Below are 15,011 nucleotides of genomic sequence, written 5' to 3'. Positions count from 1 at the left end.
CCGGATGAAGCTTAGACGTGAGCAGAGAACGCGCGTGCGCGCAATCAGGCGGGGTGACGGCTGTGACGATGCTTATCCTGAATGACGGCCAAAGAGCCCTCCTCCAGCGCCTCTTTATAATGCTTACGGCAGACAGAGACGTAACGTTCATTTCCGCCAATCACCACCTGCTCGCCTTCATTATAAGGACGCCCTTCTTGATCAAGACGCAACACCATGCTGGCTTTACGGCCGCAGAAACATATCGTTTTTAATTCCACCAGCTTATCGGAGAGCGCCAATAAATACTGGCTCCCCCCAAACAATTCACCGCGGAAGTCAGTACGTAAGCCATAGCATAATACCGGGATATCAAGCTGATCGACGACGTCAGAAAGCGCGTAGACCTGTTCACGGGTCAGGAACTGACATTCATCCACCAGCACACAGTTTACGGCCTCACGTGCGTTCTCAGCGCTGATTTCATCAAAGAGCTGACTACTCTGGTTAAACAGCTTTGCCGGCGAAGAGAGCCCGATACGCGAGCTGACCTTGCCTGCACCGAAACGGTCATCAATTTCGGCGGTATAAACCACGGTACGCATTCCACGTTCCTGGTAATTGTATGATGACTGCAATAGCGCTGTAGACTTACCCGCGTTCATTGCAGAATAGTAGAAATAAAGTTGTGCCATTGGCCGCGAAACCCTAATCAATACGTTTTCAGACCCCGGCAGTGTACCATATTTTATCCTGCCCTACGCTCAGGCACACAAAACCTGCGGTTTTTGTCTTACCGTCGCTGTCATAAACATTAAGAATGATGAACTATTCATTAAATCACGACACCTCAGGTTACAAATTACCGATATTGTCTTCCAGGGCCCGACAGATGCGGCCTGGCACATTATACGCTCACCAAACTTCACCTGGCGTTGTAAGGCAAAAATAAGAGCGACATCAATAAATAAGAAATATCGTTAAAATCCGCGTAGTACACTGCCGCAACCAGAAAGGCTGAAAACGGGTTAGGTGACAATTTGAATAGCAGGAAAATAACATCGTCATAACTATGGATTTAATAGAAAAAATGGGGGAATAACGGCTACGTTTCTTCTGTATCACTGGAGCGGTATAAGGCAACCTGCGTTTGTTATTATCCCGGAGCAGTCGACAGATTAGCAATGTTACTATCACGCAAGGGCAACGGTTCCGCCTGTATCCTCTTACGGGTGATTTAGCATAGTAACCATTCATCACCTATAAAGAAGCGCACAAAATTGATACGGACCAACTAATACATAAGGTTGATATTTATCCATACGGGGTATAAACCGCCGGCGTTTCAGTACAGACGACCTGCATTCGCTGGCGTGTTATAGTTCAGGCTTTCCCGACAATAGAGCGGGTAAAGTTGTGAAGCAGCACTAAAAATTTAACTTTTAGATATTAATAAAAGCACCAAATAACACGTTATTTTGAATTCCTTACATTCCTCCCTATTGCACAACTGAATTTAACGCTCTATTATTACTTCAACAAACCACCCCCAATATAAGTTTGAGAATACTACAATGAGCGAAGCACTTAAAATTTTGAACAACATCCGTACTCTTCGTGCGCAGGCAAGAGAATGCACCCTTGAAACGCTTGAAGAAATGCTGGAAAAATTAGAAGTTGTTGTAAACGAGCGTCGCGAAGAAGAAAACGCGGCAGCGGCTGAAGTAGAAGAGCGCACTCGTAAACTGCAGCAATACCGTGAAATGCTGATTGCTGACGGTATTGACCCGAACGAATTACTGAACAGCATTGCTGCTGCTAAAACCGGTACCAAAGCAAAACGCGCTGCACGTCCGGCTAAATACAGCTACGTAGATGAAAACGGCGAAACCAAAACCTGGACCGGCCAGGGTCGTACTCCTGCTGTAATCAAAAAAGCAATGGACGAGCAAGGTAAATCTCTGGAAGATTTCCTGATCAAGGATTAATCCAGAAATTGCTCTAAGAATCCCGCTCTGGCGGGATTTTTTTTATCTGAACGTTACGGTACTGCTGTTTTTTTACGCGACAGTTAATGACGGCAAAAAAAAACCGGGTTACCGACCAGTCGGTAACCCGGCTCAGGGCAATGTAATAAATTACTTCGCTACGCCCAGCGTCTCTTTAAGCCACGCGGTGAATTCTTCACCCAGGGTCTTATGACGAATGCCATATTCAACGAAAGCCTGCATATAACCCAGTTTATTACCGCAGTCATGGCTTTTGCCTTTCATATGATAGGCTTCAACGGTTTCTTTCTCGATCAGCATATCAATAGCATCGGTCAGCTGAATTTCATCACCGGCTCCCGGAGGGGTTTTCGCCAGCAGCGGCCAAATATCAGCGCTCAGAACATAACGGCCAACGATAGCCAGGTTAGACGGCGCAACGTCGGCTTTTGGTTTCTCAACCACACCAACCATTGGTACGCTATCGCCCGGTGCCAGTGGGGCACCTTTACAGTCAACCACACCGTAAGCGGTAACATCCTCAACCGGCTCAACCATAATCTGGCTTGAACCTGTTTCATCAAAGCGTTTAATCATTTCTGCCAGGTTGTCCTGGGAGAGATCGGATTCAAATTCATCCAAAATAACGTCTGGCAGAATAACCGCGACCGGCTCATCGCCAACGACAGGATGCGCGCACAATACCGCGTGTCCCAAACCTTTAGCCAGGCCCTGACGCACCTGCATAATGGTCACGTGCGGTGGACAAATAGATTGCACTTCTTCCAGCAACTGACGCTTAACGCGTTTTTCCAGCATAGCTTCAAGTTCGAAGCTGGTGTCAAAATGGTTTTCAATCGAATTCTTGGAAGAGTGAGTGACCAGCACAATTTCAGTGATACCTGCGGCGATACATTCATTTACCACATACTGAATTAATGGTTTATCTACCAGCGGCAGCATTTCCTTAGGAATCGCCTTCGTAGCAGGTAACATCCTGGTACCTAATCCCGCTACCGGGATAACGGCCTTAGTCACTTTCGAATTTAGGGCAGCCATTCAAATCTCCTGAACTGTTCAAACTTTGAACTTGCTCGTTAATTAATAACGCGTTGAGTATATCATCACAGCCAGGTGGGGCTGCTCCGAAAAGGACGCGCTGACCTCGAATTAAGATTTATACGTATCAAACCTGCTGATAGTACCACCATGAAAGATAAGCCGTTAAAGCTATCCTGCGAGGAAAATGCGTTTGCTCATTCCGCAGACAACATTAAACGCAAACGGCCACCATTTCCCCAAATCTGACACTGCCAGGAACTGCAACGTTGGCTAATTTGATTAAGGTAAGCATTGCCCAGCGTACCTAAAGGTACGCCATTACTAATTTGTATGTGATGTTCACCGGTATTTAATGTGCCATTGAGCCCGGCTGAAACCAGAATCAAATTTTTCAGCTCGCTGTGATAATACCCCACCAGCAGAGGAAACTGCCCGGGCAGGTTGGCCTGACGTAAAAGTTGATTCACCTGTTTGAGCAGACTGCGCAATTCTGGCAGTCGTTGCCCCTGGTGAGAAAGTTGCTCCTGCAACAAGCCATTGAACAGCGAGCGTAATAACAGTGCTGCTAATACGCCATTATCTCCCGCACGCGTAACATCAAGACAGTAAAACGCCAGATCGTTTTCCGAGAGCGGCGCAATATCCAGCACCAGGCCCGGTTTATCAGCAAGAACTAATTGACGATAATTAATCCGGCAATGCGAGATAATCTGCTGAACAGGTGGCTGCAGTTCCTGAAGGAGTTTTGCTGCGGCAGAGGGGTTGTTAACCAGAGCATCCCAGTCCTCGAATAACCGCTCCTCCTCTTCTACCCGAGAATTAAACATATTGGGATAGAGACAGGCAAACACGGTTTCCCGCAACCGGTTCAAATCCTTTACCGGTTTTAGCAACACATCCTGCACCCCTAGCCTTAATGCCCGGGCGATGTCGGCCATATTTTCTGTGGCCGAGATAACCAGAATGGGTAATTTCGCCCCGCTGTTACGCACCTGCTCCACCAGCGTAAGGCCATTCATACGCGGCATGGCAAGATCGCAAATCATCAAATCAGGCTGAAGCGTCGCCATGATCTCGAGTGCCGCTACGCCGTCCTGCGCAAGAGAGGTTTCTGCGCCCAGCGAAGAGAGCCACGAATCCAAAAGGGAGCGGAAAACGGGTTCGTCCTCGACAATCAAGATCTGTTTTCCCGCCAATGGCTGCGTCATGATATCTCCCCTGGCCGACGATAAATAAATAGTGGCATGCTATTCACACAATCGCCTGTCAGATTTTGCTTAAGTAGTCTTAAAAGTGTCTCAAATTGAGGCACGAACTAAAGGTAAGAGCTCATCTGTCTTTTTTTCGACCGCTAACTGACCTGCGGCAATTGCAGAAGAGGCTCGGTGAAAATCCAGTGTCGAGATCTGCGGACAAAATGGTTGAATCAGAATATCCGGAGGATCGCCTGCCATCCGGTTTCGTTTCAGACGGTTTTCCAGCACCTGAATCGAAGTGGACATGATTTCCATCGCCGTTGGCGTCACGGACGTGCGGCGCGATGCTACACGGCCTAAACGCACGCGTAAGCGCTCACGCCAGGAGAGCGTATCAGGATTATCGCTCTCCTCCGGGTCGGGCTGTATATTGACCGACATTAAATCTTGTTGCATCAGATGCGCATCATGCTGCAAATCGACGGCTATCACGATATCTGCACCGAGTGCGCGCGTCAGCGAAACGGGAATGGGGTTGACTACCGCACCGTCAACCAGCCAGTAGCCATTATGCAACACCGGCGACATCAGGCCAGGAATACTACAGGATGCGCGCACGGCCATATGCAGATCGCCTTTGGTAAACCACAGCTCTCTTCCGGTACTGAGATTCGTCGCAACGGCGGCAAAGCGTTTTTCACAACGCTCAATGGTATCGTTGGGCATCACCTGTCGATAGTGACTGAACACGCGCTCGCCGCGCAGCAATCCGCCGCGACGCCAGGAGAGATCCATCAGGCGCAGCACATCCCAGTAGCTAAAGGAGCAGACCCACTTTTCAAGTGCGGGGAGACGATTACTGGCGTACGCCGCGCCCACCAGCGAACCGATGGAACAACCCGCGACGATATCTATCTCTATTCCCATTTGCTGTAGTGCTTTTATGACACCAATGTGAGACCAGCCACGCGCAGCGCCCGACCCCAAAGCCAAACCAATTTTAATTTTTCGCATTCGTACCGGTGGACATCCTCTCGCTTCATCGTGGCAACATTGCCACCGCTCGGTTAACATAGTGCCACCCGGCGTCAATCGCGCCATTCATTATTGTACAGGGAGACGATTTTGTCTGAACTTTGCCCCTGTGGCAGCGCAGTCGAGTATAGCGCATGTTGCCAACGTTATCTGTCTGGTGCACAGGTTGCACCGACGCCGTCACAACTTATGCGCTCACGTTATAGCGCTTTTGTGATGAAAAACGCAGATTATTTAATCAAAACCTGGCATCCATCCTGCCAGGCGTGTGACTATCGCAAAGACATTGAAAACGGCTTTGCGACAACGCAATGGCTTGGGCTTACCGTCTTCGCGACAGAAGACGGGGCGCACGACGGCGAAGGTTTTGTGAGCTTCGTGGCGCGTTTTCACGACCATAACAAGAACGGCGCTATCATTGAGCGTTCAAGATTCTTAAAAGAAAACGGTCAGTGGTATTATATTGATGGCACTCGCCCCGTATTTGGCCGCAATGACCCCTGCCCTTGCGGTTCAGGTAAAAAATTTAAAAAATGTTGCGGGCAGTAATCTGCCCCACTCAGTTTCGCAAACATCATCAACAGGATTTACCCGGCAATGCACTCATTACAACGAAAAGTTCTCCGCACAATCTGCCCCGATCAAAAAGGCCTGATCGCACGAATTACCAACATTTGTTACAAGCATGAACTGAATATCGTGCAGAACAATGAATTTGTTGATCACCGCACCGGGCGCTTTTTTATGCGCACCGAGCTTGAAGGCATATTTAACGATGCCACGCTGCTGGCGGATTTAGACAGCGCATTACCGGAAGGTTCTATTCGCGAACTGAACCCGGCGGGTCGTCGCCGTATCGTTATTCTTGTCACCAAAGAGGCGCACTGCCTGGGTGATTTGCTGATGAAAGCAAATTACGGCGGCCTGGATGTAGAAATTGCCGCGGTGATTGGCAACCATGAAACGCTGCGCACGCTGGTTGAGCGTTTTGATATTCCGTTCCAGCTGGTAAGCCACGAAGGGCTGACCCGCGATGAACACGATCAGCAAATGGCCGATGCCATTGAAGCATACGAACCGGATTATGTCGTGCTGGCAAAATACATGCGCGTGCTGACGCCAAACTTTGTGTCACGCTTCCCGAATAAAATTATCAATATTCACCACTCGTTCCTGCCAGCCTTTATCGGTGCGCGTCCTTATCACCAGGCCTACGAGCGCGGCGTGAAGATCATCGGTGCGACTGCGCATTATGTGAATGATAATCTGGACGAAGGCCCAATCATCATGCAGGACGTGATTCACGTAGATCACACCTATACCGCAGAAGATATGATGCGCGCCGGTCGCGACGTCGAGAAGAATGTATTAAGCCGTGCGTTATACCAGGTGCTGGCACAACGCGTGTTCGTCTACGGCAACCGGACGATTATTCTTTAATCACTAACAAAATGAACTGGTTACCTTTAACGCGTTACGGATGAAAAGTACGCAAACGGTTCATTTTATTCAAACGAAAGCTTTACAGCGGCGCGTCATTTGATATGATGCGCCCCGCTTCCCCACAAGGAAGCAGGCCAGTACCAAGCAATACCCCGTGGTGGGGTTCCCGAGCGGCCAAAGGGAGCAGACTGTAAATCTGCCGTCATCGACTTCGAAGGTTCGAATCCTTCCCCCACCACCATTATTCACCACTGCGATGTGGTACTACCGATGAGAAATTTGATGTTTGCACTTATCGGGGAAGGGTGAGGAGCGAAGCGACGAATAATCCTTCCCCCACCACCATTTCAAAGCATCATCTCAACATTAGAATTACCCCTGGTGGGGTTCCCGAGCGGCCAAAGGGAGCAGACTGTAAATCTGCCGTCATCGACTTCGAAGGTTCGAATCCTTCCCCCACCACCATCACTTCCTGATAAAAGCCGAATTCAAACTTATCGATAACGTTTCATATCCTGCCCATGCGGGAAGGATGAGAAGCTTCGACCAAGGTTCGATTCGAGCGCAGCGGAAAGCGTTGCCACAGGCAACGACCCGAAGGGCGAAGCGCGTAGCGCTGAGTAATCCTTCCCCCACCACCATCACTTCCTGATAAAAGCCGAATTCAAACTTATCGATAACGTTTCATATCCTGCCCATGCGGGAAGGATGAGAAGCTTCGACCAAGGTTCGATTCGAGCGCAGCGGAAAGCGTTGCCACAGGCAACGACCCGAAGGGCGAAGCGCGTAGCGCTGAGTAATCCTTCCCCCACCACCATCACTTCCTGATAAAAGCCGAATTCAAACTTATCGCTATCGTTTCATATCCTGCCCATGCGGGAAGGATGAGAAGCTTCGACCGAGGTTCGATTCGAGCGTCGCGAGAAAGCGTTGCCGCAGGCAACGACCCGAAGGGCGAAGCGCGTAGCGCTGAGTAATCCTTCCCCCACCACCATCACTTCCTGATAAAAGCCGAATTCAAACTTATCGATAACGTTTCATATCCTGCCCATGCGGGAAGGATGAGAAGCTTCGACCAAGGTTCGATTCGAGCGCAGCGGAAAGCGTTGCCACAGGCAACGACCCGAAGGGCGAAGCGCGTAGCGCTGAGTAATCCTTCCCCCACCACCATCATTTCCTGAAGCAACACATTCAATAAAAATTCAGATTGTTCGCTTTAGCCTCATTCTCTAATCTCAACAACCCTCACCCCGGCCCTCTCCCTGAGGGAGAGGGAGAAGACCAGGGCAGAACTTAACCACGACTGCGAGCGGTTCCCTCTCCCTCAGGGAGAGGGCTAGGGTGAGGGGAAAACGCCGCACGATCCCCATAAAAAAACCCCGCCGAAGCAGGGTTTGTCGTCAACGCTAAACGCGCTTAGTGGCGTGCACGCACAATCTGATACTTACGTGTCAGATATTCCACCGGCACGCTCCAGATGTGTACCAGACGTGAGAACGGGAACAGCAGGAACAGCGTCATGCCAAGCACCAGGTGAACGCGGTAGATTAGCGCCACGCCGTCCAGATGCGCGGATGCACCACCGTGGAAGGTCACCACGGATTGCGCCCACCCCACCAGTTTCATCATCTCGCTACCGTCCATATGCTGCGCGGAGAACGGAATGGTCAGCAGACCCAGCGCACACTGTACCACCAGCAGCGTCAGGATCAGAATATCCGCGCCGGTAGATGTCGCACGTACGCGCGGGCTGAACAGACGGCGTTTCAGCAGCAGCACCCCGCCAATCAGGCACAGCACGCCGCTTGCGCCACCGGCAAACATCGCCATCTTCTGTTTCACTTCAATCGGCAGCCACGCTTCATACATCCAGTGCGGCGTCAGCATTCCCAGGAAGTGACCGGCGAAAATCCCCAGAATCCCCAGGTGGAACAGGTTTGACGCCACGTTCATCCCTTTGCGATCCAGCATCTGGCTGGAGGCCGCGCGCCACGTGTACTGACCATAGTCATAACGCAGCCAGCTACCAATCAGAAACACTGAGCCCGCAATGTACGGGTAGATATCGAAGAGAAACATATTCAGGAAGTGCATTATCGCTCTCCTCCGTTAGAGATATTCAGATATTGCGGCGCAACAGCCCCCGCAAAGCGACGTTGGTGAGCGGCAATTTCAGACTCGCCGCAGCCCTGGTCTGCGAAGAATTTCACCTGCTCTTCTTCCCAGACGGCGTCCAGCGCCTGTGGCGTATCATCACGCGCTTCGTCAGCGATTTTTTCTGCCACTTTGTCGCTGTCTACCTGGCTGTTGGCCATTTTCAGCAACGCATCAAACAGCACCGCATAATGACTTTCACGCTGCGTCAAACGCGCGCTTAACAGGGCCAGAATCGGCGCAATATCCTGCAATCCACCAATGGCTTCGTTTTCCGGTAGTTGAGCAAGATATTCCAGATACAGCGGCAGATGATCCGGCAGTTCGCGGCTATCCAGCTGCAAACCGTGCTGCTCATACTGGTTCATCAGGTCAACCATCGCCTGACCACGGTCGCGGGATTCACCGTGAACGTGTTCGAACAGCAGCAGCGACGTGGCGCGGCCACGGTCAAACAGCTCGCTGTAATTCGCCTGAACATCGAGAAGATCCTGCGCGGTCAAATCGCGCAGGAAAACGCCCAGCTTCTGGGCATCCTCTTTGTCGAGTTTTTCTGAAGACGCGAGAGCCTCGAAAACCTCGTCCTGATGCTGCCACAGGGCAGCATCCGGGTATTCGAGCAGACGCGAAATGACGAGTAACTCAATCATGCGTGCGGCTCCGTTTTGCTGCTCACATCGATAGCATCAATGCGGCGGCTGTTGAACAGGTTGAATTTGCTGTCTGAACCGTGGCAGCCATCGCCAAAGCTGAAACCGCATCCGCTTTTTTCCGGGAAGGCTTCACGCGCCTGCTCACGGTGGCTGCTCGGTACCACGAAACGATCTTCGTAGTTGGCGATAGCCAGGTAGCGATACATCTCCTGCGCCTGAGCTTCGGTCAGGCCGACTTCTTCCAGCGCACGAGTATCCACCACACCGTCAACGTTTTCCGCACGTTTGAAGTGACGCATCGCCAGCATACGTTTCAGTGCCAGCAGTACCGGCTGGGTGTCACCAGCGGTCAGCAGATTCGCCAGATACTGAACCGGAATACGCAGGCTTTCGACGTCCGGCAGAATGCCGTTGCTGCCCAGTTCACCCGCATCCGCCGCCGACTGAATCGGTGACAGCGGCGGCACGTACCATACCATTGGCAGCGTACGGTATTCCGGGTGCAGCGGCAGCGCCAGCTTCCAGTCAACGGCCATTTTGTATACCGGAGACTGCTGGGCCGCTTCGATCACGCCCTGCGGAATGCCATCTTTCAGTGCCTGCTCAATCACTTTCGGATCGTTCGGATCGAGGAACACGTCCAGTTGGCGCTGATAGAGATCTTTCTCGTTCTCAGTGCTGGCGGCATGTTCAATCGCGTCCGCATCATAGAGCAGCACGCCCAGATAACGGATACGGCCCACGCAGGTTTCGGAGCACACGGTCGGCTGACCGGCTTCGATACGCGGATAACAGAAAATGCACTTCTCAGACTTGCCGCTCTTCCAGTTGAAGTAGATTTTTTTGTACGGGCAGCCGGTGATACACATACGCCAGCCGCGGCACTTATCCTGGTCGATCAGCACGATGCCGTCTTCTTCACGCTTGTAGATAGCCCCGCTCGGGCAGGTCGCCGCACAGGCCGGGTTCAGGCAGTGCTCGCACAGACGTGGCAGGTACATCATGAAGGTGTTCTCGAACTGGCCGTACATCGCCTTCTGCATGTTCTCGAAGTTTTTGTCTTTCGACAGCTTCTCAAACTCGCCGCCCAGGTCATCTTCCCAGTTCGGGCCTTTCTCGATTTTCGCCATACGCTGACCGGTGATCAGCGAGCGCGGGCGAGCAATCGGCTGCACTTTGCTGCCTTCCGGTGCGGTGTGCAGGTTCTGGTAATCAAAATCAAACGGCTCGTAGTAATCATCGAGGCCCGGCAGATGCGGGTTAGCGAAGATTTTACCCAGCAGCAGCGCACGGTTACCCATGCGCGGCTGGATTTTGCCGTTGATTTTGCGGATCCAACCGCCTTTGTATTTTTCCTGGTTTTCCCAGTCGGTCGGGAAGCCCTGACCCGGCTTGGTTTCCACGTTGTTAAACCACGCGTACTCCACGCCTTCCCGGCTGGTCCAGACGTTTTTACAGGTGACTGAACAGGTGTGGCAACCGATGCACTTATCCAGATTCAGCACCATGCCGACTTGTGAACGAATTTTCATTTTACGCTCTCCTGTACCTGGTCATTGCCTTCGCCATCCAACCAGTCAATGTTCTTCATCTTACGTACCACAACAAACTCATCGCGGTTCGAACCGACGGTGCCGTAGTAGTTAAAGCCATAGGCCAACTGCGCATAGCCGCCGATCATGTGCGTCGGTTTCGGCGTGATACGCGTCACCGAGTTATGAATCCCGCCACGCTGGCTGGTGATTTCTGAGCCCGGCAGGTTCACGATACGTTCCTGCGCGTGGTACATCATGGTCATCCCTTCCGGTACACGCTGGCTGACCACCGCACGGGCAGTTAACGCACCGTTGCTGTTGAAGACTTCAATCCAGTCGTTATCCGCAATACCCAGCGATTTGGCGTCCACTTCACTCATCCACACAACCGGGCCGCCGCGACCTAAGGTCAGCATCAGCAGGTTGTCACTGTAGGTGGAGTGGATCCCCCACTTCTGGTGCGGCGTCAGGAAGTTCAGGGCTTTTTCCGGGTTACCGTTAGATTTCTGACCCATCACTTCTTTCACCGAACGGGTGTCGATCGGCGGACGGTAAACCAGCAGGCTTTCCCCGAAATCACGCATCCACTGGTGATCCTGATACAACTGCTGACGACCAGAGAGCGTACGCCATGGGATCAGCTCGTGAACGTTGGTATAACCGGCGTTATAAGAAACGTGCTCATCTTCAAGGCCAGACCAGGTCGGGCTGGAGATGATTTTGCGCGGCTGCGCCTGAATGTCGCGGAAGCGAATCTTCTCGTCTTCTTTGTTCAGCGCCAGATGTTTATGGTCACGACCGGTAAACTCACCGAGTGCGGCCCACGCCTTCACGGCAACCTGACCGTTAGTTTCCGGTGCCAGCGTCAGGATCATCTCTGCCGCATCAATCGCCGTATTCAGCATCGGCTGGCCTTTCGCCGGGCCGTCCGCTTTGGTGTAGTTGAGCTTACGCAGCAGATCCATCTCGCTCTGGGTGTTCCAGGCAATGCCTTTACCGCCGTTACCGATTTTCTCCATCAGCGGGCCGATAGAGGTGAAGCGCTCGTACGTTGCCGGATAGTCACGCTCAACGGTCAGAATGTGCGGCGCGGTTTTCCCCGGGATCAGATCACACTCGCCTTTTTTCCAGTCTTTCACATCCAGCGGCTGCGCCAGTTCGGCGGCGGAATCGTGCTGAATTGGCAGCGTCACCACGTCGGTTTCTTTGCCTAAATGACCAACGCACACTTCGGAGAATTTCTTCGCAATACCTTTGTAGATTTCCCAGTCGCTTTTCGATTCCCAGGCCGGGTCAACCGCGGCAGACAGCGGATGAATAAACGGATGCATATCCGAGGTATTCATGTCGTCTTTTTCATACCAGGTCGCCGTTGGCAGCACGATGTCAGAGTAGAGACAGGTGCTCGACAGACGGAAGTCCAGCGTAACCACCAGATCCAGTTTGCCGTCGAGACCGTTGTCCTGCCATTCCACTTCTTCCGGTTTCACGCCGCCCTGTTTGCCGAGATCTTTCCCCTGAATACCGTGCTCAGTACCCAGCAGATATTTCAGCATGAATTCATGGCCTTTACCGGAGGAGCCCAGCAGGTTTGAACGCCAGATGAACAGGTTACGCGGGTGGTTTTTCCCGTTCTCAGGCTGTTCCGCCGCAAAGCGAATGGTGCCCTCTTTCAGGGACTTCACGGTGTAATCCACCGGATTCATACCCGCTTTTTCCGCTTCTTCGGCAATGCGCAGTGGGTTTGTACCTAACTGCGGCGCAGACGGCAGCCAGCCCATACGTTCGGCGCGCACGTTGAAGTCAATCATGTGGCCGGTATAGCGGGATTTGTCTGCCAGCGGCGACAGCAGCTCTTCCGCCGTGACGGTTTCGTAACGCCACTGGCTGGAGTGGTTATAGAAGTACGAGGTGCTGTTCATGTGACGCGCCGGACGTTGCCAGTCAAGGGCAAACGCCAGCGGCTGCCAGCCGGTCTGCGGGCGCAGTTTTTCCTGGCCCACATAGTGTGCCCAGCCGCCGCCGCTCTGACCGACGCAACCGCAGAAGATCAGCATGTTGATCAGGCCACGGTAGTTCATGTCCAGGTGATACCAGTGGTTCAGACCGGCACCGACGATGATCATCGAACGGCCATGCGTCTTATCGGCGTTATCCGCAAACTCACGTGCGACACGGATGATGTGTGCGCGGGAAACGCCCGTCACTTTCTCCGCCCAGGCCGGGGTGTAGGCCTTCATGTCGTCGTAGCTGGTGGCGCAGTTTTCGTCATTCAGACCACGTTCCAGGCCATAGTTCGCCAGCGTAAGGTCATAAACGGTGGTCACCAATGCGGTGCTACCATCGGCCAGTTGAACGCGTTTTACCGGCAGTTTGTGCAGCAGGATATTTTCCAGCTCCACGCTCTGGAAGTGCTCGGTGCCGTCGCCGCCAAAGTACGGGAAACCGACCTGTGCAATGTCATCGTGGCTGCCCAGCAGGCTCAGACGTAGTTGAACGTCTTCACCGGTTTTACCGTCACGCTGTTCGAGGTTCCATTTACCTTTATCGCCCCAGCGGAAACCGATAGAGCCGTTCGGCGCGGTCATGTCACCCTGTTCGTCATAGGCGACAGTTTTCCATTCCGGGTTATTTTCCTGACCCAGCGCATCGACCAGATCGGCAGCACGCAGCATACGGCCCGCCGCGTAGTAACCGTCACGCTCTTCCAGCATCACCAGCATGGGCATGTCGGTGTAGCGACGAACGTAGTCAGTAAAGTACTGGCTCGGTTTATCGAGGTGGAATTCACGCAGCATCACGTGACCCATCGCCAGCGCCATCGCGGCATCGGTACCCTGCTTCGGTGCCAGCCACAGATCGCACAGTTTGGCGATTTCAGCGTAGTCCGGGGTAATAGCAACAGTTTTGGTCCCTTTGTAACGCACTTCAGTGAAGAAGTGTGCATCCGGGGTACGCGTCTGCGGCACGTTAGAGCCCCAGGCGATGATGTAGTTAGAGTTATACCAGTCGGCAGATTCCGGGACGTCCGTCTGCTCGCCCCAGGTCTGCGGCGACGCTGGCGGCAAGTCACAGTACCAGTCATAGAAGCTCAGGCAGGTACCGCCAATCAGCGACAGATAACGCGCGCCGGAGGCGTAAGAGACCATCGACATCGCCGGGATCGGCGAGAAGCCTGCCACGCGGTCAGGGCCGTAGGTTTTAACGGTATAGACGTTTGACGCCGCAATCAGCTCATTCACTTCCTGCCAGGAGGAGCGCACGAAACCGCCGCGACCACGCGCCTGCTTGAAACTTTTCGCTTTATCGGCATCTTCAATGATGGATGCCCAGGCTGCAACCGGATCGCTGTGCTGCACTTTCGCTTCACGCCACATTTTCATCAGGCGTTTACGCATCAGCGGATATTTCAGACGGTTGGCGCTGTAGAGGTACCAGGAGTAGCTGGCGCCGCGAGGGCAGCCGCGTGGCTCGTGGTTAGGCAAATCCGGGCGGGTGCGCGGGTAGTCGGTTTGTTGGGTTTCCCAGGTCACGAGGCCATTTTTTACGTAGATTTTCCAGCTGCATGAACCGGTGCAGTTCACCCCGTGGGTAGAACGTACGACTTTGTCATGCTGCCAGCGGCTTCTGTATCCATCTTCCCAATCCCGGTTGGTATTCAGAATCTGTCCGTGCCCATCGGCAAAAGTTTCACCCTTCTGTTTGAAGTAGCGAAACCGGTCCAGGAATTTACTCATCGGGTCTCTCCTGTTTGGAGCCTGTCGGCTCTCTGATAAATCGACATTGCTGAATTTGCAGCGAAATTAACGCTCTGAAAGAAGAAGGGAATTGATGGGGATCAAGATGAATCGGCTTAGCAATCACACGGAATTTTACATATACCACCTTGGTAGTAGTATTTTCTGCATTTTAACTTGCTGTTATATAAGCTTTTTTGTGAGTATTTTACGATTTAACATCCCATGT

Annotated in this window: 11 protein-coding genes, 2 tRNA genes and 4 other RNA genes; 9 read left to right on the top strand and 8 right to left on the bottom strand. The window is 52.5% G+C overall.

Annotated features, from left to right (window positions below):
- Positions 1 to 44: 44 nt before the first annotated feature.
- Positions 45 to 674 carry a thymidine kinase gene (tdk, locus tag ACOXYR_RS09050; RefSeq protein ID WP_108476867.1) on the bottom strand — a complete coding sequence of 210 codons (630 nt, stop codon included), beginning with the start codon at positions 672 to 674 and terminating at the stop codon, positions 45 to 47.
- Between the two features lie 879 nt (positions 675 to 1,553).
- Between tdk and hns the strand changes: the two genes are divergently transcribed.
- Positions 1,554 to 1,967 (top strand): histone-like nucleoid-structuring protein H-NS, encoded by a 414-nt coding sequence (hns, locus tag ACOXYR_RS09045; protein ID WP_108476868.1) that lies wholly within the window; start codon positions 1,554 to 1,556, stop codon positions 1,965 to 1,967.
- Between the two features lie 150 nt (positions 1,968 to 2,117).
- On the opposite strand, the gene galU is transcribed toward hns, so the two are convergent.
- The 3 genes from galU to rssA all read right to left on the bottom strand — a co-directional run bounded on the left by galU (position 2,118) and on the right by rssA (position 5,239).
- Entirely contained in the window at positions 2,118 to 3,026 is a 909-nt protein-coding gene (galU, locus tag ACOXYR_RS09040; protein ID WP_113857019.1) for a UTP--glucose-1-phosphate uridylyltransferase GalU, read from the bottom strand.
- A 197-nt stretch (positions 3,027 to 3,223) separates the two neighbouring features.
- Entirely contained in the window at positions 3,224 to 4,237 is a 1,014-nt protein-coding gene (gene rssB / locus ACOXYR_RS09035) for a two-component system response regulator RssB (protein WP_108476870.1), read from the bottom strand.
- Positions 4,238 to 4,327: 90 nt separating this feature from the next.
- Positions 4,328 to 5,239 (bottom strand): patatin-like phospholipase RssA, encoded by a 912-nt coding sequence (rssA, locus tag ACOXYR_RS09030; protein ID WP_108476871.1) that lies wholly within the window; start codon positions 5,237 to 5,239, stop codon positions 4,328 to 4,330.
- A 111-nt stretch (positions 5,240 to 5,350) separates the two neighbouring features.
- Between rssA and ACOXYR_RS09025 the strand changes: the two genes are divergently transcribed.
- The 8 genes from ACOXYR_RS09025 to ACOXYR_RS08990 all read left to right on the top strand — a co-directional run bounded on the left by ACOXYR_RS09025 (position 5,351) and on the right by ACOXYR_RS08990 (position 7,873).
- The gene (locus tag ACOXYR_RS09025; protein WP_421356202.1) at positions 5,351 to 5,809 is read left to right on the top strand and encodes a YchJ family protein; all 459 of its coding nucleotides are present in this window, start codon (positions 5,351 to 5,353) and stop codon (positions 5,807 to 5,809) included.
- 48 nt (positions 5,810 to 5,857) lie between these two features.
- Entirely contained in the window at positions 5,858 to 6,700 is an 843-nt protein-coding gene (gene purU / locus ACOXYR_RS09020) for a formyltetrahydrofolate deformylase (protein WP_108476873.1), read from the top strand.
- A gap of 159 nt (positions 6,701 to 6,859) precedes the next feature.
- A tRNA-Tyr gene (locus ACOXYR_RS09015) sits at positions 6,860 to 6,944 on the top strand.
- A gap of 139 nt (positions 6,945 to 7,083) precedes the next feature.
- Positions 7,084 to 7,168 (top strand) — tRNA-Tyr (locus ACOXYR_RS09010).
- A 46-nt stretch (positions 7,169 to 7,214) separates the two neighbouring features.
- Positions 7,215 to 7,344: non-coding RNA, RtT sRNA (locus ACOXYR_RS09005), on the top strand.
- 46 nt (positions 7,345 to 7,390) lie between these two features.
- Positions 7,391 to 7,520: non-coding RNA, RtT sRNA (locus ACOXYR_RS09000), on the top strand.
- Between the two features lie 46 nt (positions 7,521 to 7,566).
- Positions 7,567 to 7,697: non-coding RNA, RtT sRNA (locus tag ACOXYR_RS08995), on the top strand.
- 46 nt (positions 7,698 to 7,743) lie between these two features.
- A non-coding RNA gene (locus ACOXYR_RS08990) (RtT sRNA) lies at positions 7,744 to 7,873 on the top strand.
- 246 nt (positions 7,874 to 8,119) lie between these two features.
- Here the strand turns inward: ACOXYR_RS08990 and narI are convergent.
- From narI to ACOXYR_RS08970, 4 genes are read right to left on the bottom strand one after another with little or no spacing between them, the layout of a single operon-like run.
- Complete coding sequence (narI, locus tag ACOXYR_RS08985) at positions 8,120 to 8,797, bottom strand: respiratory nitrate reductase subunit gamma (protein WP_108477093.1); 678 nt, start codon at positions 8,795 to 8,797, stop codon at positions 8,120 to 8,122.
- Positions 8,797 to 9,507 carry a nitrate reductase molybdenum cofactor assembly chaperone gene (narJ, locus tag ACOXYR_RS08980; protein WP_113857023.1) on the bottom strand — a complete coding sequence of 237 codons (711 nt, stop codon included), beginning with the start codon at positions 9,505 to 9,507 and terminating at the stop codon, positions 8,797 to 8,799. The genes narI and narJ overlap by 1 nt, the downstream gene beginning before the upstream one ends.
- Positions 9,504 to 11,042 carry a nitrate reductase subunit beta gene (narH, locus tag ACOXYR_RS08975; RefSeq protein WP_113857024.1) on the bottom strand — a complete coding sequence of 513 codons (1,539 nt, stop codon included), beginning with the start codon at positions 11,040 to 11,042 and terminating at the stop codon, positions 9,504 to 9,506. Before narH ends, narJ begins: the two co-directional genes overlap by 4 nt.
- Positions 11,039 to 14,782: a nitrate reductase subunit alpha gene (locus ACOXYR_RS08970; protein ID WP_407731162.1), complete on the bottom strand. Its 3,744-nt coding sequence runs from the start codon at positions 14,780 to 14,782 to the stop codon at positions 11,039 to 11,041. Before ACOXYR_RS08970 ends, narH begins: the two co-directional genes overlap by 4 nt.
- Between the last annotated feature and the right edge of the window lie 229 nt (positions 14,783 to 15,011).

Source organism: Pseudocitrobacter faecalis (assembly GCF_965231525.1).
GTDB classification, from domain to species: domain Bacteria; phylum Pseudomonadota; class Gammaproteobacteria; order Enterobacterales; family Enterobacteriaceae; genus Pseudocitrobacter; species Pseudocitrobacter faecalis.
Note: the sequence above shows the minus strand (reverse complement) of the source record. Positions and strands in the feature narration are given on the sequence as shown.

Excerpts from the sequence above, each read along its gene's own strand:
- narJ (WP_113857023.1), bottom strand. The coding sequence starts at position 9,507 with ATGATTGAGTTACTCGTCATTTCGCGTCTGCTCGAATACCCGGATGCT.
- rssB (WP_108476870.1), bottom strand. The coding sequence starts at position 4,237 with ATGACGCAGCCATTGGCGGGAAAACAGATCTTGATTGTCGAGGACGAA.
- hns (WP_108476868.1), top strand. The coding sequence starts at position 1,554 with ATGAGCGAAGCACTTAAAATTTTGAACAACATCCGTACTCTTCGTGCG.
- galU (WP_113857019.1), bottom strand. The coding sequence starts at position 3,026 with ATGGCTGCCCTAAATTCGAAAGTGACTAAGGCCGTTATCCCGGTAGCG.
- tdk (WP_108476867.1), bottom strand. The coding sequence starts at position 674 with ATGGCACAACTTTATTTCTACTATTCTGCAATGAACGCGGGTAAGTCT.
- narI (WP_108477093.1), bottom strand. The coding sequence starts at position 8,797 with ATGCACTTCCTGAATATGTTTCTCTTCGATATCTACCCGTACATTGCG.
- narH (WP_113857024.1), bottom strand. The coding sequence starts at position 11,042 with ATGAAAATTCGTTCACAAGTCGGCATGGTGCTGAATCTGGATAAGTGC.
- ACOXYR_RS08970 (WP_407731162.1), bottom strand. The coding sequence starts at position 14,782 with ATGAGTAAATTCCTGGACCGGTTTCGCTACTTCAAACAGAAGGGTGAA.
- rssA (WP_108476871.1), bottom strand. The coding sequence starts at position 5,239 with ATGCGAAAAATTAAAATTGGTTTGGCTTTGGGGTCGGGCGCTGCGCGT.
- purU (WP_108476873.1), top strand. The coding sequence starts at position 5,858 with ATGCACTCATTACAACGAAAAGTTCTCCGCACAATCTGCCCCGATCAA.